This window comes from Hankyongella ginsenosidimutans (assembly GCF_005144965.1).
GTDB classification, from domain to species: Bacteria; Pseudomonadota; Alphaproteobacteria; order Sphingomonadales; family Sphingomonadaceae; genus Hankyongella; species Hankyongella ginsenosidimutans.
Genome location: NZ_CP039704.1, coordinates 291,739 through 311,810 on the forward strand (window position 1 = coordinate 291,739; position 20,072 = coordinate 311,810).

Annotated in this window: 21 protein-coding genes and 6 pseudogenes; 6 read left to right on the forward strand and 21 right to left on the reverse strand. The window is 65.5% G+C overall.

Annotated features, from left to right (window positions below):
- Positions 1-101 precede the first annotated feature (101 nt).
- Positions 102-737, forward strand: a complete 636-nt coding sequence (locus tag E6W36_RS01715) for a tyrosine-type recombinase/integrase (RefSeq protein ID WP_222873555.1) — start codon at positions 102-104, stop codon at positions 735-737.
- Here E6W36_RS01715 and E6W36_RS22745 read toward each other — a convergent pair.
- From E6W36_RS22745 to E6W36_RS01780, 15 genes and pseudogenes are all read right to left on the reverse strand, one after another.
- Positions 734-1,060, reverse strand: coding sequence for a helix-turn-helix transcriptional regulator (locus E6W36_RS22745; RefSeq protein ID WP_425459754.1), 327 nt, complete (start codon positions 1,058-1,060; stop codon positions 734-736). The genes E6W36_RS01715 and E6W36_RS22745 overlap by 4 nt on opposite strands.
- Before the next feature lie 182 nt (positions 1,061-1,242).
- Positions 1,243-2,040, reverse strand: a pseudogene (locus E6W36_RS21430) (TraB/TrbI/VirB10 family type IV secretion system protein); the annotation flags it as partial.
- Complete coding sequence (locus E6W36_RS21435) at positions 1,938-2,381, reverse strand: hypothetical protein (protein ID WP_342776747.1); 444 nt, start codon at positions 2,379-2,381, stop codon at positions 1,938-1,940. The gene E6W36_RS21435 and the pseudogene E6W36_RS21430, both read right to left, overlap by 103 nt.
- Positions 2,378-3,337 (reverse strand): P-type conjugative transfer protein TrbG, encoded by a 960-nt coding sequence (trbG, locus tag E6W36_RS01735; protein WP_222873558.1) that lies wholly within the window; start codon positions 3,335-3,337, stop codon positions 2,378-2,380. The genes E6W36_RS21435 and trbG overlap by 4 nt, the downstream gene beginning before the upstream one ends.
- Positions 3,334-4,137, reverse strand: a complete 804-nt coding sequence (gene trbF / locus E6W36_RS01740; protein WP_222873559.1) for a conjugal transfer protein TrbF — start codon at positions 4,135-4,137, stop codon at positions 3,334-3,336. The genes trbG and trbF overlap by 4 nt, the downstream gene beginning before the upstream one ends.
- A gap of 4 nt (positions 4,138-4,141) precedes the next feature.
- Positions 4,142-5,427: pseudogene (gene trbL / locus E6W36_RS01745) on the reverse strand (P-type conjugative transfer protein TrbL).
- A gap of 124 nt (positions 5,428-5,551) precedes the next feature.
- Positions 5,552-5,890: a TrbJ/VirB5 family protein gene (locus E6W36_RS21440; RefSeq protein ID WP_342776748.1), complete on the reverse strand. Its 339-nt coding sequence runs from the start codon at positions 5,888-5,890 to the stop codon at positions 5,552-5,554.
- The gene (locus E6W36_RS21445; protein WP_342776749.1) at positions 5,887-6,015 is read right to left on the reverse strand and encodes a hypothetical protein; all 129 of its coding nucleotides are present in this window, start codon (positions 6,013-6,015) and stop codon (positions 5,887-5,889) included. Before E6W36_RS21445 ends, E6W36_RS21440 begins: the two co-directional genes overlap by 4 nt.
- Complete coding sequence (locus E6W36_RS21450; RefSeq protein WP_342776922.1) at positions 5,994-6,296, reverse strand: TrbJ/VirB5 family protein; 303 nt, start codon at positions 6,294-6,296, stop codon at positions 5,994-5,996. The genes E6W36_RS21445 and E6W36_RS21450 overlap by 22 nt, the downstream gene beginning before the upstream one ends.
- A 16-nt stretch (positions 6,297-6,312) precedes the next feature.
- A pseudogene (trbE, locus tag E6W36_RS01755) lies at positions 6,313-8,748 on the reverse strand (conjugal transfer protein TrbE); the annotation flags it as partial.
- A complete protein-coding gene (locus E6W36_RS01760; RefSeq protein WP_222874366.1) occupies positions 8,742-8,990 on the reverse strand; it encodes a VirB3 family type IV secretion system protein in 249 nt (82 codons plus the stop codon). The pseudogene trbE and the gene E6W36_RS01760, both read right to left, overlap by 7 nt.
- Before the next feature lie 28 nt (positions 8,991-9,018).
- A pseudogene (locus tag E6W36_RS01765) lies at positions 9,019-9,248 on the reverse strand (TrbC/VirB2 family type IV secretion system protein).
- A 111-nt stretch (positions 9,249-9,359) separates the two neighbouring features.
- Positions 9,360-10,352: a P-type conjugative transfer ATPase TrbB gene (gene trbB, locus E6W36_RS01770; protein WP_222873560.1), complete on the reverse strand. Its 993-nt coding sequence runs from the start codon at positions 10,350-10,352 to the stop codon at positions 9,360-9,362.
- On the reverse strand, positions 10,330-10,578 hold the full coding sequence (locus tag E6W36_RS21455) for a hypothetical protein (RefSeq protein ID WP_342776750.1): 249 nt from the start codon (positions 10,576-10,578) through the stop codon (positions 10,330-10,332). Before E6W36_RS21455 ends, trbB begins: the two co-directional genes overlap by 23 nt.
- Positions 10,579-10,776: 198 nt before the next feature.
- A pseudogene (locus E6W36_RS01780) lies at positions 10,777-12,809 on the reverse strand (conjugal transfer protein TraG).
- 168 nt (positions 12,810-12,977) lie between these two features.
- Between E6W36_RS01780 and E6W36_RS01785 the strand changes: the two are divergent.
- The 5 genes from E6W36_RS01785 (at position 12,978) to E6W36_RS01805 (ending at position 14,604) form a co-directional block, all read left to right on the forward strand.
- Positions 12,978-13,211, forward strand: coding sequence for a hypothetical protein (locus E6W36_RS01785; protein ID WP_222873561.1), 234 nt, complete (start codon positions 12,978-12,980; stop codon positions 13,209-13,211).
- Positions 13,212-13,317: 106 nt separating this feature from the next.
- Positions 13,318-13,629: a hypothetical protein gene (locus tag E6W36_RS01790; protein WP_222873562.1), complete on the forward strand. Its 312-nt coding sequence runs from the start codon at positions 13,318-13,320 to the stop codon at positions 13,627-13,629.
- A gap of 53 nt (positions 13,630-13,682) precedes the next feature.
- Positions 13,683-13,874, forward strand: a complete 192-nt coding sequence (locus E6W36_RS01795) for an antitoxin Xre/MbcA/ParS-like domain-containing protein (RefSeq protein ID WP_222873563.1) — start codon at positions 13,683-13,685, stop codon at positions 13,872-13,874.
- Positions 13,871-14,020 (forward strand): antitoxin Xre/MbcA/ParS toxin-binding domain-containing protein, encoded by a 150-nt coding sequence (locus tag E6W36_RS01800; RefSeq protein WP_222873564.1) that lies wholly within the window; start codon positions 13,871-13,873, stop codon positions 14,018-14,020. The genes E6W36_RS01795 and E6W36_RS01800 overlap by 4 nt, the downstream gene beginning before the upstream one ends.
- Complete coding sequence (locus E6W36_RS01805; RefSeq protein ID WP_222873565.1) at positions 14,017-14,604, forward strand: RES family NAD+ phosphorylase; 588 nt, start codon at positions 14,017-14,019, stop codon at positions 14,602-14,604. Before E6W36_RS01800 ends, E6W36_RS01805 begins: the two co-directional genes overlap by 4 nt.
- A gap of 38 nt (positions 14,605-14,642) precedes the next feature.
- On the opposite strand, the gene E6W36_RS01810 is transcribed toward E6W36_RS01805, so the two are convergent.
- The 6 genes and pseudogenes from E6W36_RS01810 to E6W36_RS17360 all read right to left on the reverse strand — a co-directional run bounded on the left by E6W36_RS01810 (position 14,643) and on the right by E6W36_RS17360 (position 20,049).
- The gene (locus E6W36_RS01810) at positions 14,643-15,446 is read right to left on the reverse strand and encodes an HNH endonuclease (protein WP_222874553.1); all 804 of its coding nucleotides are present in this window, start codon (positions 15,444-15,446) and stop codon (positions 14,643-14,645) included.
- A 207-nt stretch (positions 15,447-15,653) separates the two neighbouring features.
- The gene (locus E6W36_RS17355; protein WP_246047970.1) at positions 15,654-16,091 is read right to left on the reverse strand and encodes an AAA family ATPase; all 438 of its coding nucleotides are present in this window, start codon (positions 16,089-16,091) and stop codon (positions 15,654-15,656) included.
- Between the two features lie 253 nt (positions 16,092-16,344).
- Complete coding sequence (locus E6W36_RS01820; RefSeq protein ID WP_246048425.1) at positions 16,345-17,082, reverse strand: hypothetical protein; 738 nt, start codon at positions 17,080-17,082, stop codon at positions 16,345-16,347.
- A 21-nt stretch (positions 17,083-17,103) separates the two neighbouring features.
- A pseudogene (locus E6W36_RS22750) lies at positions 17,104-18,665 on the reverse strand (DUF3363 domain-containing protein).
- Positions 18,640-19,140: a hypothetical protein gene (locus tag E6W36_RS21470; protein ID WP_342776753.1), complete on the reverse strand. Its 501-nt coding sequence runs from the start codon at positions 19,138-19,140 to the stop codon at positions 18,640-18,642. The pseudogene E6W36_RS22750 and the gene E6W36_RS21470 overlap by 26 nt, the downstream one beginning before the upstream one ends.
- Positions 19,141-19,350: 210 nt before the next feature.
- Positions 19,351-20,049, reverse strand: coding sequence for a hypothetical protein (locus tag E6W36_RS17360; RefSeq protein WP_246047976.1), 699 nt, complete (start codon positions 20,047-20,049; stop codon positions 19,351-19,353).
- Positions 20,050-20,072 lie beyond the last annotated feature (23 nt).

The following is a 20,072-nucleotide window of genomic DNA, read 5'->3' on the forward strand; positions in this document are numbered from 1 at the left end:
ACATCCTGAGTCCCTGGGAGAACCCGGCGCGTTGGCGGGGCAACCTCATCCATCTCCTGCCGCGTCGGCCGTCGAAGAAGGATGTGAAGCACCACGCAGCGATGCCGTTCGAGGACATTCCCGATTTCTGGCTGCGGCTGCGCGAGCGCCCGGCATTGGCTGCGCGGGCGTTGGAGCTGACGATCCTTTGCGCCACCCGGACCAATGAAACCTTGGGTGCGACTTGGTCCGAGTTCGATCTGGACAGTGCGCTTTGGACCATCCCCAAAGACAGACAGTGCGCTTTGGACCATCCCCAAAGACAGGATGAAAATGAATATCGAGCATCGCGTTCCGTTGCCGAACGCGGCGGTCGAACTGCTGCGCGCGATTGCGGCGAACTCCAACTGCCCGCCGGACGCATACGTTTTGAGGGACAGAAATGCGGCCGCCCGCTGTCGAACATGGCGATGACGATGGTGCTGCGGCGCATGAAGCTCGGTCACCTGACCGTGCATGGCATGCGCAGCTCATTCCGCGACTATATGGGAGAGTTGACCAATCACCCCGAGACGATCGTCGAGCATGCGTTGGCGCACCAGGTCGGTGACGAAACTTCGCGCGCCTATCGCCGCGGCGACGCACTGCTCAAGCGGCGGGTGTTGATGAACGACTGGGAAGCCTATGTTACCGGCTCGCGTAAGGCACCAAAACCGAAGGTCGCGAAGTTGGTCCGTCGGGCCGCCAAAGCAGCTTAATCGACGCGGGTGATGCCTGCCACCCACTGCGCGATGTCCCGCTCGCTCCATCGCACGGCTTTTGCGCCGACCCGGTGCGGCTTCGGGAAGCGCCCTCGGCGATGAGCGCATAGATCTTGGTTTTGCCCAAGCCCACGCGGCCCTTCACCTCCGCCATCCGAAGCAGCCGGTCGGCGATTCCATCGCTCATGGCGCTTTTCTCGTGATGGCCTCGCGCGCTTTGGCAAAGCCCCGATCGCTCGCAAGAAACGCGGCAAGCATGTGCGGCACCAATTCTGCGAGTGCTTCGGATTGACCATAGGCTTCGTTGTAGATCGTAGCATAATCCGCAAGCGCACGGTGCAGATCGGGCGATACCGCAATCGCCAGCTTCACCGGCGTGCGATCCGGCAGCTTGCCGAGCTTGAGATCGGCCATCGTTACCTCCCGCTACTTGCCAGGGTCGAAGCACAATGTCCTTGTGCACGACGACGCGCAGCGGCCAGCCGGGCCGCACCCGGATGGTCGGCTGGACGTTGAGGTTTTTCGTGACGAGCTGATCGCCAGCACGCGAACCGCTTTGCTGGGCGGATTCGCGGATCGCTCGGACCAGGTCGCTCTCGTTGGTGCCGAAGCTCAGCTGGGTGCCGACCCCGAGGAGGGTCGATAGCACTACGCCTTTCAGAAGCTGCCAGGTATGGACATCGACCTTGTCCGAGAGGCCCGCATAGCCAGCGGTGTCGGTCGCCGGCACGTTGTCGATCCGGACCGACGAGCCATCCGGCAGGATGATCCGCTGCCAGACGACCAGAGCACGTTTCTGGCCGAACGCAACGACGCTGTCGTAGCTGCCGATCAGCCGTGCGCCCTGCGGGATCAGCAATATCCGCCCGGTCACGCTGTCATAGGCATTCTCGGTGACTTGCGCCGTCACCAGTCCGGGCAGATCGGAATTAAGCCCGGTGAGCAGGCTGGCGGCGATGACGCTGCCCGCGCTCAACGTCCATGGCGATGCGGGCGCGACGAGAGCGTGCGGATTTATATCGCTTGTGTCGCCCTTACCCGCCAGGAAGTCGGCTTTGCGCTGTTGCCGGTTCGGATCGCGATCCGGATCAAGCGCCAACTTGGCGGCTGTGGCCGTCTCATTCTCGGGTGGTGCCGCCGACGCGACGCCGGGTGCGGGCATCGCCGTCGGCCGGTTCGCACCGGATAGCTGCATCATCACGCCGGACTCGCGCGCCGACTTGCGCTCCGCGGCGATGCGCTGGCGCTCGGCCTCGGCCGCCTGTGCCGCCTGATCGGGGCTGGCAGGAGGCGTCGCCATACCCAACGTGCGCTGGCGATCGAGGATGGGCTTGCCGAGATCGCCGGGTAGCGGGCGCCGAGCTGCGGGACGTCGCCATAGCTTTTCGGCGCACTGGCCAATGCGTCTGCTGGCGCCTTTACGCTGACGTCCGTTCGATCGTCGCCGCCGGACACCATGCGGAACGTCGCTGGTTTCAGTGCGACCCATGCCGCACCGACCATCGCGGTCGAGCCGAGCGCGGCGATGGCGATGATCGCGCCGCGCCGAAATTTGACCACGCGGCTCGGTGTGCCGCGCAGCACGAGGGTTTCGGGATCGGCCTTGGCCGGTGTTGGCGCTTCCGAGACGGGTTCGGTCACGACGCCCTCCGTTTGGCTTGACGGCGATCATTGCCGCGAACGATCCTGACGATGGCTTGCTTCTTCTGCCCCAAGCGCAGTTCGGCGGCGTCGAACAGGCGATCGACGACGTAGAAACGCCCGGCGACACGGTAGTTGACGAGCTGGGCTTCGCCGTTGGCACCCAACACGAACAGCGGCGGCGCTTCACCGACCGCGATGCTCGGGCTAAATTCGATGTAGGTCTGGCGACCGTCGTCGAACGCGCGAACGGGACGCCATGCTGGATTATCGCCGGTGATCGCATAGCCGAAGTTGAGCTGGTCGACCGCTATCCCGCCAGCAACGGGCATCGCTGCACGCTCCTGCTCTGCGGCGCGGCGGATCGCGATCAGCTCGTCCTGGGGATATGTCCACGAGAGGGCCGCCATTGCGGTCGAGGCCGTGCTTTCGAGTTGAAGATGGTAGGTCCGGCGATCGGTGGTGATGATGAGGTTGGTGGATAGGCCGGCTGCGAACGGCTTGACGAGAATATGCACGCGCTTCGCCTCGCCGCCGCCGCTGGTCGTATCGCCGACGGTCCACCGGACGGTATCGCCGGCGGCGACCGATACGATTGCTTCGCCAGGCTGGAGCGCGATGTCCGTGACGCGCTCGGGTGCCGCAAACAGCCGGTAGAGCACGCCGTCGCTGTACGGATAAATCTGGATCGCATTGACGAAGGCGCGCGCGGCGGGTTCCCGCGTCGCCTGGACATTGGCGGTGCGCACACGGCGTTCTGCTGGCGACGGCGGCGAAAGCCGCCTCGCCGATCGAGCGACCGGAGCCACGGGCGTCGGCGACACAGTGATGGGCGGCGACGGACTTGCTTGCGGGATCGCGGGCGCGACGATTGGCTGGGGCGTCGTCGGCGCGGTCTGGGCTTGTACCGAAGACGCGCCTGCAATCCCGGCCAGCGTCAGAAGGGCGTATTTCATGGACGTATCTCCGGTTGAGGTTGCGCGGGCTCGCCAAGACTGGGGTCGAGCGGCGAGCCGAGCGGCAGGGTCGATGGGGGCGGCGTGGGAGATGCAGACGCCGCGAGCGTTGGCGCCGCCTCGAGTTCGCGGCTCCAGTCGATGGCGTCGATGTAAAGGCCGAGAGGATTCTTGCGCAGCGTGTCCGCGTTCTTCGGCGGCTTGACGACCACGGTCAGGATCGCCGTCCAGCGCGAGGTGCCAGCCAGACTGCCCCGCTCGAACGCGCTCTCGGTCCATTTGACCTGAAACGAAGTGTCGGACGCGCGCACGACGCTCGTGACCTGCACCGACACGGTCTTGTCCCCGACATCGCCGAACGGGTTCGACGCACGCGCATAGTCGCCGAGGAAAATGCTTCCGCGGGTCGTCACGAAATCATAGGCCTGAAGCCAGTTTTCGCGCATCAGCACGGCGTCGAGCGATCGCCCACGAATGTCAGTGACGAACCGGCCGAGAAACCACGCGATCTGCGGGTCGGTCGGCTGATAGTCCTTGACCGCCGGCGCAATGGCCTGTGGCTCACCGAGCCGATCGACCGCGACGACATAGGGCACGACCCGGCTCTGCATCGATTGCCAGACCAACGCGGACGACAAGCCGGTGGTGAGGAACAGGCCGCCGAACGCCATCAGTCGCCAGTTGCGTGCCTGCACACGCGCCGAGCCGATCCGGTCGTCCCAGAGTTGGCCGGCTCGCTGGTAGGGCGTCTCCGGTTCGGGCGTCCGCCCGTAGCGCTGCACAGCGCGCCTGAATCGCATGGTTCTACTCCTTTTCCTTGATGTCGGGGTCGCGGAGGCCGCCGCGGTCGCCTTCCTTCAGCGAATGAATGGCAATCTGACGCCGATGACGGGCGGACTGCTCGGCACGGAGATTGCGCGCCCAGGCCGGAGCGGCGTCGCTACCGCCTTCGCCCGCAGCGGCGCTGGCGGACGATCGACCCGCCCCAGTCATGGCGGTGAACGCCGCGTTGCGACCGCGCTCGGCGGCCGCGCCCAGCCCCAATGACCCGCTCATCTTCTGCGCGGCGGCTCCTTGGCGGCGGCGGCCATGCCACCGATGCTCGATCCACCGGCTTCGCGACCGAGTTGCGCCGCGGTCGACGCGGCCGATCCCATTGCCGTGCCGGCGCGGACGGCGCCGAGCGCCGCGCCGCCGACTACCCCGCAGTACCAACCGCCGCGCCACCAGCGAGCGCGGCCACGCCGGCCGCACCGGCCACGGTGCCGACCGCCGCGCCAGCACCGAGTTGCGGCGCACCCGACACCAGGCCCGAGGCGATGCCGGGGCCGAAGATGCCGAGGCCGAACAGGGTCAGCGCGCCAAGCGCGAGGCTCATCGCTGCGCCGAGATCGGGTTCCTGCCCCTGCATCGACGCGGTGAATTCGGCGAAGAAGTTGGAGCCGATGCCGACGATGACCGCGAGCACCATGACCTTGATACCCGACGAGACGACATTGCCGAGCACGCGTTCGGCGAGGAAGCTGGTGCGGCCCCACAGCGCGAACGGCACGAGGACGAAGCCGGCGAGCGTCGTCAGCTTGAACTCGACGATCGTGACGAACATCTGGATTGCCAGCACGAAAAGGCGAGGATGACGATCGCCCAGGCGAGCAGCAGCACCATGATCGCCATGAAGTTGGTGAAGAAGGCGACCGGCCCGGTGAGATCGGCGATCTGGTTGAGCAGCGGCCATGCGGCGGTGAACCCTGTGCTCGCCACCCGGCCAGGCCGGAGCAGATCGTCGGCGGTCAGCGTACCGCCCCCGGCGGTCAGACCAGCTTGGGCAAACGAGCGAAAGATGATGTCGGCAAGCGTCGAGAAGCTGCCGATGATGAACGCGAACGCGCCGATGTAGAGGATTTTCTTGATGAAGCGGCCGATGACGTTGTCCTCGCCGCCCATCGCCCAGAACAGTCCGGCGAGTGTGATGTCGATCCCGATCAGCACCGTGGTCAGGAAATGGACGTCGCCGCCGAGCAGCCCGATCCGCTGTCGATGTAGCGGATGAAGGCCTGCATGAAGCGGTCGATGACGCTGAGATCGTTCACTTTGGCATCGGCTTTCGGTTCGGTTGATCATGTCGCGGAGCCCCGGCGGCCGTGGGGGCAGGCCCAGCGGGACTCCGCGACGAGGATGCGCCGGCCGGGGAGCGGTGGCCGACGCCGCCTCAGCTCAATGCGGCGTGTAGGCTTGGCCGGTGCCGAGGAACCGCTTGGTCGCGGCGCGGGCGTCGGTCTCTTCCTGCGCGCGGCGCGCCGCTTCCATCGTCTCGGCACGGTATTGCGCCGCCATCATGCTCTGGATCTGGAACTGCTGCTTGGCGGTCAGCGCGAGCAACTGATTGGTGGCCTGACCGACCTGCAAGGCACCTTCGGCACCTTGGCTGCGCGCGACCAGGCCATCGAGCGAGCGCGCATCGGCCGCGACGTTTTCGACCACTTGGGATTGGACGCCCATCGTCTGTCTGTAGGCGGCCATCGCGGTGTCGAGGCGTTTGCGTGCCGCGATCACCAGCGCGTTGCCCCGCAACGCCGAGTTGAGTCATTGGGGAACAGCGCCCGGAACTGCTGGTCGAGCCCATCGACGCGGAAATTGATGCCCTGCGCCTGGCCCATCAGCGTGTCGATCTGCTGCATCGTCTGGCGCAGGGCATCGAGTTCGGGAAGCTCACCCGGCTCAGATTCTTCGCCTGATTGAGCAGCATGGTCGCTTCGTTCTGGAGCGACTGGATCTGGTTGTTGATCTGCTGAAGCGTGCGCGCCGCAGTCAGGATGTTCTGGCTATAGTTGCCGGGATCGAACACCGTGATCTGCGCATGCGCAGGCGTCGCGGTCATGACGATACCCATGACGAGCGAGCCGGCGCCGCCGAGGCCGAGCGCCGAGGCGACGAGGTATTTTCGAACATGGATACGCATCACATTTCTCCTTCTTGGGGGCTTGGGGAATGGGGAAATCGGCGAGCAGGCCGGCGGCCCAATCGAGTCCGGCGTCGCTCAAAAACCGGGCGGCGAAATCGTCTGCCCCGCACTCGGTGAGGATCGCGTCGATGCGCGCCTGGGTTGCCGGGTCGGAAGCACCGCAAAGCGCCAACGCTACCGGTCCGAGCCCGAGCTCGAACAGGCGGTTGCCGCGGGCCGATTGCAGGTAATAATGCCGTTTCGGCGTCGCTCTGCTGACCAGTTCGATCTGCCGGTCGTTCAGCCCGAACCGCTCATAGGCGGCGCGGCTTTGCGGCTCGATCGCACGGTCGTTGGGCAGCAGGATGCGCTGGGGCAGCTTTCGATGATCGCCGGGGCGATCGAACTGTCGGCAATGTCTGCGAGCGACTGTGTCGCGAACACAACCGCGACGTTCTTCTTTCTGAGTGTCTTCAGCCATTCCCTGATGCGCGCCGCGAACAGCGGGTGGTCGAGGAAGATCCAGGCTTCGTCGAGGATCAGCAGCGTTGGCCGCCCGTCGAACCGCTCGTCGAGGCGATGGAACAGGTAGGTGAGGACGGGCGCGACGACGCCGGCCTGGCCCATCAGCGCCTCGGTCTCGAAACACTGCACGTCGGCGATCGCCAAATCGTCTTCGGCCGCGTCCAGTAGCCGGCCGAACGGCCCTTCGAGGGTGTAGGGCGACAGCGCCGAGCGCTGTGCCGCCGATTGCAACAGCAGCGCCAGCCCCGTCAGCGTCCGCTCCTCGACGGGCGCGGTGGCGAGGCTGTTCAGCGCCGACCAGAGCGCCTCCTTGATGTCCGGCGTGACGGCGACCTGTTCGTGCGCGAGCAGGGCTGCAATCCATTCGGCCGCCCAGGCACGCTCGTCACCGCGGTCGATATGGCGCAGTGGCTGAAACGCGAGTCTCTTCGCGTCGGCATCATATTCGCTGCCGAGACCGAGCGCATGGTGCGCGCCGCCCATCGCCAATACCGCGGCGCGCGCCGAGAAGCCTTTGTCGAAGACATAGACCTGCGCATGCCGGTAGCGACGGAACTGCAAGCCCAGGAGCGCGAGCAGTACCGACTTGCCGGCACCGGTCGGGCCGACGATCAGCATGTGGCCTACATCGCCGACGTGGGTGCTGAGCCGGAACGGTGTCGAACCGCTGGTTTCGGCGTAGAGCAACGATGGCCCGTCGAGGTGTGCGTTGCGTGTCGGCCCCGCCCAGACCGAGGACAGCGGCATCAAGTGGGCGAGGTTCAGCGTGTGGACGAGCGGCTGGCGGACGTTGGCATAAACATGCCCGGGCAGCGAGCCGAGCCAGGCTTCGACTGCGTTGATTGTCTCGCGGATCGTCGTGAACCCGAGCCCGTTGACGATCCGCTCGACCGCGCGGACCTTCTCGTCAGCGCGTGCTGTGTCGGTGTCGGCAACGGTGATCGTCGTCGTGAGATAGCCGAATGCGACATGATCGCCGCCGAGCTCCTGAAGCGCGAGATCGGCATCGACCATCTTGTTGTCGGCGTCGCTGTCGAGCAGCTGAACCGGCTGGTTGTAGATGACCTCGCGTAACAGCGCGGTGACTGACTTCCGCTTGTTGAACCATTGGCGGCGGAGCTTGGTGAGCGCCTTGATCGCGTCGGTCTTGTCGAGCGCAATGAATCGCGTGACCCAGCGATAGCCGAAGTCCTGATGGTTGAGCGCGTCGAGGATGCCGGGGCGACTGAGATCGGAAACCCCAGAATGGTCAGCGTGCGCAGATGCCGGTCACCGAGCATCGGTTCGAGGCCGCCGGTCAGCGGTGTGTCTGCCAGCAGCCCGTCCAGATACATCGGCGTCTCCGGCGGGGAGACGGCGTGGGCGTGCGTCGAGATCGCGGCGTGCAGGAAGGTCAGCGTTTCGGCATCATCGAGCGGCCGCACATCGGGCATGAAGCCCGACAGCAGATCGAGCGCACGATCGGTCTCGGCGACGAAAGCGGCCAGCGCCTGCCGCCAGTCGCGGCCGCGCCGATCGTCGTTCCGCTCGACGAGCGCGACCCGCCGTGTCGGCCTGATCGGCCGGCGGCATGTAGGTCAGTGTCAGGTGATAGCGGCTTTCGAAATGCGCCCCGCGCCCTCGAATCCTGCACGCCGCTCCTCATCGACCAGCCACGATGCGGCATCGGGAAGGTGCTCGCCGGATAGCCAAGCGCCTCGCGCCGTTCGGCCTCGAAGTGCAGCGCCCAGCCGGTGCCAAAGCGCTTCAGGACGTTATTGGCGCGTGCGCAGGCCGAGATCAGTTCCGCTTCGGTTGCGGATTCGAGATCGGGACCGCGAAACGCGGCCGTGCGCTGGAAGCTGCCGTCCTTGTTGAGGATGACACCCGGCGCGACCAAAGCGGCCCAGGGCAGATGGTCGGCGAGCCGGTCGGCGCGGTTGCGATATTCGCGCAGGGCTAGCACGACCAATGCCCCTTCTGGCGAAGATGGCGGGTCAGCACGGGCGCAAAGTCGGGGTCGCGCTTGGCGGCGAACACCGCGAGCGTGTGTCCGAACGCCCATACGACCAGGCCCGCGATCCATTGTTGCAAGCCGAGGCCAAGAGCGGCCGCGACCGTGCCGTTGACGATCGCGATCGCGCGGGGCCCGCCGAGCAGGATCGGCTCGGCAAGCGAGCGATGCAGCTGCGCTTCGAACCCTTCGATGTGTTGAAGCCGGTGATGTTTGGGCCGATCACGAGATCAGCGCCCCGCCGCCGAAGCTGAAGAACGAAAGGAAGAAACTCGACGCGGCGAACGCGATCGACAGACCGAAGATGATCTGGATGAGCCGCCGGAATCCGCCGGCGGTCTCGCCAAATGCAAGCGTCAGCCCGGTCACGATAATGATGATCACCGCGACGATCTTGGCGACCGGGCCTTGCACCGATTCCAGCACCTGCTGGAGCGGCTGCTCCACGGCATGCCCGATCCCGAAGCCTGCGCGCTGCTGGCGATGGTCAGGCCTAAACCGACCAGCACGCCGGCAAGCAGCGAGCCGCCGGAAAAGATCACGGCAGCGGGCGCGGATAAGCATCATGGCAAGTCTCCTTCGTGAGTTAGCGTGGATGGGGTGAGGTCGATGACGGCGTAGCCACCGTCGTGGTCGACGCCGGCGACCCGGGCGATCGTCTCGACGCGGCGCGCGAGGCCGCGCCCGGCGATGAACACGATCATGTCGATGGCTTCGGCGATCAGCCGGCGCGGGACCGTGACGACGGATTCCTGAACGAGCTGTTCGAGCCGGTAGAGTGCCGCGAGCGCGCTATTAGCGTGCACCGTCGCGATCCCACCGGGATGGCCGGTGTTCCAAGCCTTGAGCATGTCGAGCGCCTCGGCGCCGCGCACCTCGCCGACGATGATGCGGTCCGGGCGAAGTCGAAGCGTCGAGCGCACCAGATCGGCCATCGCGACGACGCCGGGCCGGGTGCGCAACGCCACGACATCGGACGCGGCGCATTGCAGCTCGCGCGTGTCCTCGATCAGGATCACGCGCTCGTCCAGATGCGCCATCTCGGCGAGCAGTGCGTTGGCGAGCGTGGTCTTGCCCGACGACGTGCCGCCCGCGACCAGGATGTTCTTGCGATCGACGACCGCGAGCGACAGGAGCCGCGCGGTGTCGGCGGGCATGATCCCGTCGTCCACATAATCGATGAGCGTGTAGATTCTCGCTGCCGGCTTACGGATCGAGAAGCACGGCGCGAGGCTGACCGGCGGCAGCACACCCTCAAATCGTTCACCTGCCCCGTCCCCATGCGGTGGCAGTTCCGCGGAAACGATCGGCGATGCCGCATGGACTTCGGTGCGCGCATGGCTCGCGACCAGCCGGATGATCCGTTCGACCTGCGCGGGATCGTAGCGCGTGCCGGTGTCGGTGCGGCCCTCGCCCAATCGGTCGAGCCGCAGGACGCCGTCGGGATTGACCATGATCTCCTGCGTTCGCGGATCGGCGAGCGCGGCGGCGATGGCCGGCCCCATCGCGGTGCGGAGCATTGCGCGGCGGCGATCAGAGGACAGGGTGTCGCTCATGACTGCCTCTCGATCGATTTCGGTGCCGGGGTGTGAAGGTCTGCTGGCCGCTCGCCAGCGCCTCGCCGACCCGCGCGACGAACGCATTGAAGCGGTCGCGACCGACCGCGCGTGCCGCATCGTCGCCCTCGGCGAGCGGCGCCTGCACCATCAGCTGGTAGCGGACGAACAGCGCGAAGGATTCGAGCAGGACGTGGCCGTCGCGTTCGACCCGGCCGAGCGCCATCGACAGCCGGTCGAGCCGCTGACCGAACTTGTTCTCCAGTTCGCTCGCGGCCTGCCGGTTGAGCCAGGCGGTCAGCGCGTCGGCGAGGATTGCCGATTTGGACGCGCCGGGTTTGGCGGCCAGTCCTTCGAGCCGGGCGCTAAGGTCTTCGGCCAGGAACAGCTGATGCCGAACACGCGGGGGCGATGCGCTGCCATGTCAGAAGCTCGGCAGCGCGTCGTGATCGCGCCCCGCTCCCTCGTTGACGCCATAGGCACGGACGACCGTCCCGACGCTCCGCGCCTGATCCATCGCGCGCTTGTCGGACGCTGGATCGGCATCGTCCTTGTCGAGGCCGAGCAGATCGAGCTGCTTGGCCGGCTCGGGCTTCGGCGCGACGTCTTCGGCAAGTCCGGGGTGGCGCTCCTGTTGCCGGCCGCCATCGTCGCGATCGGGCTTTGCCACATCCTCGTCGCGCTCCAGCCGCGGATCGCGCTTGCGGACGCAATTGCCCCAGTCATCGTCGCGCGGCTTGGGTCGGTCGGCATAAGGGCCGTTGGCCAGCGCAGGCGGCGGCGCCACGCGCGCGGCGAAGTTGCGATCATCGTAATAGCGCAGCTTCTGAGCGCGGATCGGCGCCAGCCCGGAGACGAGCACGATCTCATCGGTCGGCGGCAATTGCATCACCTCGCCGGGGTCAGCAGCGCGCGGGCGGTTTCCTGTCGGCTGACCATGACGTGCGCGAGCCAAGGCGCGAGCCGGTGCCCGGCATAGTTGCGCATCGAGCGTTGCTCGGTCGCCGTGCCCAGCGCATCGGAGATGCGCCGCGCCGTCCGCTCGTCGTTGGTCGCGAAGGCGACGCGGACATGGCAGTTGTCGAGGATCGAATTGTGCTCGCCATAGGCCTTCTCGATCTGGTTGAGGCTTTGGGCGATCAGGAAGGCGCGGACGCCGTAGCCGGCCATGAACGCAAGGCTGGTCTCGAAGAAATCGAGCCGCCCAAGCGCCGGGAACTCGTCGAGCATCATCAGCAGTTTGTGCTTGCGATGTGCCTGGTCAGCGGCGTCGAGCCGCTCGGTCAGCCGACGGCCGATCTGGTTGAGGATCAGGCGGACGAGCGGCTTGGTGCGGCTGATGTCGGAGGGCGGTATGACCAGATACAGCGATACCGGCTGCGCGGAGTCGACCAGGTCGGCGATCCGCCAGTCGCAACGCGACGTAACCTCGGCGACGGTCGGATCGCGGTAAAGACCGAGGAACGACATCGCGGTCGACAGCACGCCCGAGCGCTCGTTGTCGGATTTGTTGAGCACCTCGCGCGCCGCCGACGCGACGACGGGATGCACCATCGGCGCCTCGGCCGTACCGATGTGATTGGTCGCCATCATACGCTTGAGCGTTGCGACGAAAGGACGCTGGGGATCGGACAGGAAGGTCGCGACGCGGGCGAGCGTCTTCTCTTCCTCCGCGTAGAGGACATGGAGGATCGCGCCGACCAGCAGCGAGTGGCTGGTCTTCTCCCAATGGTTGCGGCGTTCGAGCGCACCCTCGGGGTCAACCAGGATGTCGGCGATGTTCTGGACGTCGCGAACCTCGTTCTCGCCGCGCCGAACCTCGATCAGCGGATTGTAATGGGCCGATCGGGCGTCGGTCGGGTTGAACAGCAGCGCGTGGCTGAACCGCGACCGCCAGCCCGCGGTCAGCTGCCAGTTCTCGCCCTTGATGTCGTGGATGACCGCCGAGCCGGTCCAGCTCAGCAGCGTCGGGACGACTAGCCCGACGCCCTTGCCCGAGCGCGTCGGCGCGAACGCCATGACATGCTCGGGACCGTCGTGCCGGAGGTAGCGGCCGCGATGGCGACCGAGAAGGCACCCGTGTCGCCGAGTAGGCCGGCGCGTTCTATCTCACGGCTGTCGGCCCAACGCGCGGAGCCGTAGGTCGTGACATTGCGCTGCTGCCGGGCGCGCCACAGCGAGCCGAAGATCGCGGCACCGCAACCGATGAAACCGCTGGCGCCTGCCAGGCTGCCCGCTTTGTCGAAGACATGCGGGGCGTAGGCATCGTAATGATACCACCACGCGAAGATCGCCCACGGCCGATAGATTGGCGTATGCGACACGGTGAACCAGGGGCCCGAGTTGCGGCTGATAGGCCAGCATCGCCGCCGCCCATTGCGTCGCCGTCCAGACGCCCGCGATCACGATCGCGAACACCACGATGATCTGGCCAATGAGCAATTTGGTCGGGGTCATTCGGGCGCTCCGCCCGAGCGGCGAACGGCCGCCCGGGATCATGCCCGCAAGGATCGGAGCGATCGGGTTTTGCGAAAACTACGGTCTCGAAGCGCCGAGACGCGCCTCGACGCGGTGGAGCGCGGCCGATTCTATCTCGCTTCGCCAGATTGACTTCAAGTTCTTGCTATGTTCTCATTTCCACATGACCCGATCGACGAAGACGCGCTTGCCCTTCATTTCGAAGTCGCGCTTGCGGCGGCCGCGCCGGAGCTACTTGATGGCCTCGGCGATGCCGATCGCTATCGGCGCCGTGCAGCTTATGCCGATACCGCCCGGCACCTCGCGGAGCGGATGCGCTGTTTCGACGTTCAGTCCGTTGATGCGAAGCTAGGGCAGGCGCAGCCATCGCTTTCCCGATGATCTTGGTCCAATCTCGGCTTACTCATAGCATATTTCCCGTACATATCGGACATTCTGGACAAAGCGGACGTTTGTCGCTATATCCTGCTTTGAAAGGAGTCGGATCATGGCGACGCAATTGCAGAATGCCGATGCCGACGTGCGCCGTTTGGTGGCAACCGAAGTGGGCGATGCGCTTGCTCGTCACGAACCCGGTCTTGCCAAGATCGCGGCGGCAAACACCGCGCAGATCGTCGCGGCGGTAGCCGCTGCGGTGATTGCCCTGCCGGCGGCGCAGCAGAAGCGGTTGAAGAGCCGAACCGGCGACCTGACCAACATGATCGCCGCCTGGGTGCGCGACGATCAGGCGGATCACCGGATCGCGATCGCCGCGCCACCCCAAGTCGAACCCCGCAAGGCGCCGGCCTCGGCGCGCTGATAGACATCGAGGAGGGGCACCGTCGGCTCGCCGATTACGCCACCGACATTCCCATGGAAGAATGGGCCGGGCCGCTGGCCGGATCGAGCGCGCTCATGGAGGACATGGGCATCGCCCGTTCGACGCTGCATGACTGGCAGCGCCGGGGCGAGGTGATCGCGTTGCTCAGGGCGCGCGCAAGCATGTCTTCCCGCTGGCGCAGTTCGTCGATGGCCGGCCCGTTCGGGGCATCCGCGACATTTTGACGATCGTCGACAATCCCCGTCGCGCTTGGTTCTGGCTGTCGAAGCCCAGCCCGTTGCTTGGCAACAAGCCGCCGATCGATCTGCTCAAGCAGGATCGCACCAAGGAGGTTATGGACGCAGCCCGGCTCGTGTTCGATCGTCCGTGACGCTCGACAAGGCGATCTTGCGGGAGCTGGCCGTCAGCATCGACGTGACCGGCTATCTGCGGATCATTGATGCGGGGCACCGTTTAACGCCGGTCGGCATGGGGTTCGGCAAAACGCGGTTCTCCAGCCCGGCGAACGCCTTCAAGCTGCTCTATGTCGCGCAGGATCTGCCGACCGCGCTGGCCGAGGCAATCATCCGCGATCGCTTCCAAGCCAAACAAAAGCGCCAGCTGCTCCAGGAGGATGTCGAGCAATCGGTGATCGCGAGCATGGTGGCGCGCGACCCCTTCAAGCTTCTGGACTTGCGGACGAGCGGCGCGAGCCAGCTCGGCATCCCGACCGATGCCGCACGCGGACGCGCGCAGCAGGCCGGGCGGCGGTTCAGCCAGCACCTCTACGATGAGACCGATTTCGACGGGATCGTTTACATGTCGCGGATCACCAACGCCGAGTGCGTCGCGATCTACGATCGTGCGGTGGGGTTGGGACTCGATCCTACCTGCCCGGCAGTCGATCTCGTTCGGCTTGCCGATCTCGAACCGGCCCTGCGATCGCTGAATGTCTCATTGGTTCGAAAGCCATAAGGCCGGGCTGGATGCCCAGCGCCAGTGAGCTGACTCGGTCAGGCGATGGAATGAAATCCGCCAGCAGTGAACCACGGATCGGCTGCAAGCGCCTCGTATAGCGACAACTGCCAGCCATTGGTCCGCTGCGCGTGGCTGGCAGCTTCTTCGATGAGATGGGCCTGCACCGCCGCAGGTCCGCCGGCTGCCTCCAACGCCGCCAATCGTGTCTTGAGCGGGCCGAGCTCGTCATTGGCATTTGAGGCGAACACGGTGCCAAGTCCGCAAATGGCGAAATGCCGCTCGACGCGCTGCCGGTCGATCAACGGCCAGGCAGGCGGCGGCGATGGGGCAAAAGTGATGACCACAGGCGGGCCGCGATCGATCGCCGCCGCCAGCCATCGGCCATTTATCAACCGGGCGTCATAATAGGGATGAAGCGTCTGCTGGCCGGCACTCGCCGGAAAGCGCGCTTTCTTGGTGTCGTTGCAGAAGTGGCACGCAGGCACCAGATTGGCGGGCACGACCGAAAGATCGGGATATTTCGCCTTCGGCAGATGATGATCGAGCACTGCGACCGTGCCGACGCCGCAGAGCGGGCATTTCTTGTTGGGCGCGGCGTTTCTGATCTGGTCATAGACAGCACGGGCCGATCCCTTGGTCGCGCTCAGGTGCGTTGCGTAGAGGGCGACAAGTTCCGCTTTCGAGACGCCGCCGACAGCCGGCACACGAGCTTGGAGATCGAGCCGCTCAGCAACGGCGTTAGCCTGATAAGATGCTGCGCTCGCCGCCAGGTTCGGGACGATCGCTTGCAGCCTTGCGCGCAGTGCTGCGTCCGTCGTGCCGTTCAGGCACATCGTCATGACATTGGCGCTTATCGCCGACGGAAGAGGTAAGGCGCGCATATCTAGAGGTCGTCCTCCGCACCCGCTGGCGGTGCTGGGGGACAAGCGTCAGCAGCCTTGCGAGGCCGCGCGCTTCGGCACCAAGCCGTCCGCCGAAGAATTCCAGAATCTGATCGTACGTTCGTCCCTCGGCCGCCTCGGTGATCAGCCGGTGGAATCCGGTCCTCACAACCTCAAGCCCAAAACCTCGCGGGTGAGAACGCCGACATTCTCGCCGAAGGTTTCGGCTTCGGGGCGATCCGCCCGGGATGAGAGACCCGAACGATTGAGAATCCAAACGCAATGCTTGGGCACCTCCTGGAGGACGACCGGAGAGTGGGTAGCGACGACGGCCACGCCGTTGCGGTCAGTGAGCAGGTCGGACAAAGCGCGGACAAAAGCCGATAGCAGCGGCGGATGAAGATGCCCTTCCGGCTCGTCAATCAAGACGAGCGACCGCTCCTCGACCAGTTCGACCAGCCGGCTGATCGTCAGCAGCACGACGCTGTGGCCCGAACTCAGATTGCGGAACAGTCGCCGGGCGTGTTGCTGCCAGTCGGCCAAGCCCTCTTCGGCGATGGCCGAGACCCCGGCTTCTTCAAATAGCGGATCGGCTTCAAGCACCTTGAGCGCGCGTGACCAACGCACCCGGCGCGCGCCTTTCCGGCAGGCCTCGACGCTCTTGACGAAATCGTCGCTGAGCTCGCGTCTGCCTTTGATCGTGAGCTGCTGACGGTCGGGGCTGGTTCCGCAGTCCCCTCGTCTTCGGCGCGCTGAGCGATCGCGCGGATCAGGCCGATATATTCATATCGAACGTCCAGCGTCCCCGAGGTCGATACCAACGGCCCATATTCGTCGAAAGGACTGAAGGACACGGTCACAAGGCCGGCGAAGCCGTGTCGGTTATCTTCGAGCCCGAAGGCGTCGGGTTCCAGAGCGGCGAGCGTCCGGGCGTCGAGCCGTCACGCGCATTCAAGCCGAGAAACGTCCGGCTGAGGAGATCGAAGCATCGCGTCTTTCCCACGCCGTTTCGGCCGATGAGCACATGAACATTGCTCGGTGGATGCGATCCCGGCGTGACCCGGAAGCGCAGCTCGGGCGGCGGATCGGCAGATAGCGGATCAAGCGGGAAGAGGTATTTGAACGCAAACGGCGTCAGCGCCGCGTTGCCGGTCGCGAGCCGATGGAATCGATTTCGTACCCGCTCCGTGTCGATGTCGCGCAACAGCGAACGATACAGTACCTCCTCGCCTTGACGCTGGGCGAGGCGATCGAGATCATAGGCGCAATCCTTGAGCGCAGTCAGATACCAGTCGCGATATTCAGGCCCGAACGAGTCGAGCGTTTCGTAGTAGTTTTCGGTCTGCCCAATCGAAAACCAGTCGTCGCCGAGCGTCTCGAACTGTGCTGGCGGATTTGATCGGCCGTCCTGCTCGGTCATTCCCGCCCTGGCGATCTTGACCGATCCGACATCGACGCGACTCCCGTCCTGGCGAACGACAATCGCGTAGAATTGCGTGATCCAGACGAACCAGTCGTTCCAATTGTCCCTGACAAGAAGGATGTCGCCAGGCACGGCCTGCACGTTCTGATGATCGACAACCCTAAACGGCATCTGCGACTTCTCCGTCGTAGTTTACTGAAGGCGATCGGCGCCAATGCCAAGCGATCGATCCCGGCCTTCATACGATGCTCCGGCTTCAATCGTCCTAAGACATACTCGGCCCGCTGCGCTGGCCCCAAGGTCCAGCTGATGCCGTCGCCGCGCATTATGCCGGACACGCGCTTGCCCATCTGACGTTCGAGTGCCGGGCCACGGCACCAATGTAAAATCGCGCGCGCGTTCGATGAGCGCATGGCGACCACTTACCATCTCAACCACGCGGCCCAACTTGCCCTCGAGATGATCGCCGGACTTCGCTTCGACAAACGGCAATCTCAGTTCGTCGGAAAGCTGGCCGGCGACCCGTAACAGCTCGCGGCGCTGAAGCGCGGCGATCATGCCGGCGCGATAGACCGTCCGCCCGTCCCGCTCGTCGGCAAAACCTTCAGCGACTAGCCATTGCCGCCGTACGGTCTGGGCGGCGCGAACGTCGCGCCCGAACCCGGCGTCGCGGACCGGCTCGGGCGTCGCGGCGGCCATGTCGCGGTCGAGCCACGTCGCGGCATTGGCATGCGGCAACCGGTCGAGCGGCTGCGCCGACAGCGTCTCGATTGTGACCGGCCGGTCGCGGCGCTGGCGGGCTTCGAACGCCGCAACCTTGTCGAGATGGTCGGGCGCGATGACCCAGCTGCCGTCGGGCTCGCGTTCGACGCTGTGGCTAATCCGGCGCATGGCCTCCAGTCGGCGGACATGGGTTTCGGCAAAGGCTTCGCTCGCCGACGGATCGTGCTTTAGATGCGCGTCGATGTCATAGCGCCCGCCATTCGCTGCGGCGACCGCCGCGATCGTGCGATCAACCTGCCGGACCTCGCCTGCGCGTGGCACGACGCGGATGATGGCGTCGCGGGAAGCGGCTCGTGCGCCTCGCCCTTGCCCAGCTCGACATAATGGCTGTGCCCGTCGATCCCATCGACGATCAGATAATGGCGATCGTGCAGCTCGTCGGCGAGCCCGCGCACGACGACCCGGCCGACGATCGGCGCGGCGTCGCCGTTAGCCGGATCGAAGATTGACCGATCGGCCGTCGCGCGGTCGAGGTTTCTTGCGGTCAGCTCGCGCTGCATCGTGCGAATGATGTCGCCGCGTTCGCCCATCCGGCGCAACGTATCCTCAAGCCCGTCGGCTAGGCACCAAGTGCCGCCACCGCGATCGTCTGCCAGACCGAGCTTGCCCAGCTTCTGCAACCGTGCGGCGCGCAGCTGTTGGAACGGGTCGCCGTCGCTCGACGACACGACGCGGCTTTCGTCCATATCGCGGATCAATCGCCGGTCGATCGTCGTCAGCCGTTCCGCGCCGGTGTCCTCGCGCAGTCGCGCCTGGATTTCGAGATCGGTGCGCGGACCGAGATCAAGCGTCGCCAGCCGCATCGCGCGTTCGCGGATGCCGTGCGCGATATAGTCGCGGGCGATGACGAGATTCTCGCCGCGATCGTCGCGCCCGCGCAGCATGATATGGCTGTGCGGATGGCCGGTGTTGAAATGGTCGACGGCCACCCAGTCGAGCTTGGTCCTAAGATCCTCCTCCATCTGTGTCATCAATCGGCGCACGAACGGCGAGGTCGGGATATTGATCACCGTCCTCGGCCGACACGATGAATCGGAACTGGTGGCGGTCCTCGCCGCAGCGCTCAAGAAATGCTTTGCCGTCCGCCGTATCGCGATCGGCGGAATAGAGCTCGCCCGGCGCGCCCACACGAGTCACGCCATCGCGCTGAATGTAACGCAGATGCGCGCCTGCCGCACCGATCCCTTTGCCGGCGAGCTTGACCAGCCGCGTTTTGACCACGACCCGGCGCGATCGAAACCCGGCATGGCGATCACCCGACGCGAGCACGCGCGCCAGGCTCGCGCCGCGCCCGATCCGGCTGCCATCGAAGCGGCGATTGCGGATGCCGCTCCGCCCGCCCGAACGTCGCGCAGCGGCGACGACCAGGCTGAGGTATCTTTGCGGTCGCTTGGCACCCTTGGCGCGCATCCGGCCCAAGCGCGGTTTGAACTCGTCGTCGTCCATGTGGCGGCTGCTCCGTCGCTCGGAAGCCGCTCCCCGGAACCGACAATGGCGGGTCGGCGCGTTACTTCAAGCCGTCTCGCGATTTTGCCCCGAAACCCGCGGAAACCCGCCGTTTCCTGAGCGCCTGTCTCGCAAAGCTGTGCGCGGTCTCGCGCAATCTCCCAAAAGGATGTGCAGACAAGGGTATAGCAAGGTCGCGAGACATTGCCTTTATCTTGCTATCATCCCTCCCAACCCACCACCCCCGCAGCACCTCACACCTCCTTCTCCTCCTCCACGCGAGCCGAGGCAAAGAAGAGGAGCGACGCCCGGTCGAGCGCCGCTCCTCGATATGCCGCCTTCAATGCGATCCTGCGAACGCCTGCTCCGCCTGGCCCCGACTCGAAACAGCCGCTTGCCCATCATACCGTGCGCACTGCCGTCGCCATCCACGATCATCACCGCGACGAACCAGCGACCATCGAGCCGCCCCAAAATCGCCACCCGATCCAGCTCCACATCCTCCTCATCCATCGTCGGATACGCCCCGATCCAGCGCTCCGACACCCGCGCATCCCAGTGAAAATCGACCTCTTCGGCCTCCAGAAACCGCTGTGCCAAAGCCGCTCCCGCTCCGTGTCCGAACTCGATTTCTAGACCCGAAACCAGCGCCGCCATTACGCGATCTGACGCGCCGCCAATGCTCTGCATGATGCTCATGACCTGCTCCTTTTCTCCTCGACCATTCGAGGACGACGCCTCGACGACGGGCGGCGGAGCGGCTGTCAGGGCTGCCGAAGGCACCGCGAAGCGGCGGCGGAGGAACCGATTTTGTTGGCTTGGCTGCAAACAAACGCGCGCGCGAAGCGCGCTCATTATCAACAAAATTGGAGGGCCGCCGGCCTTGATAGCCGTTCCGGCGGCCGTCATGCTGGGCCTTGCCGAGACGAGCC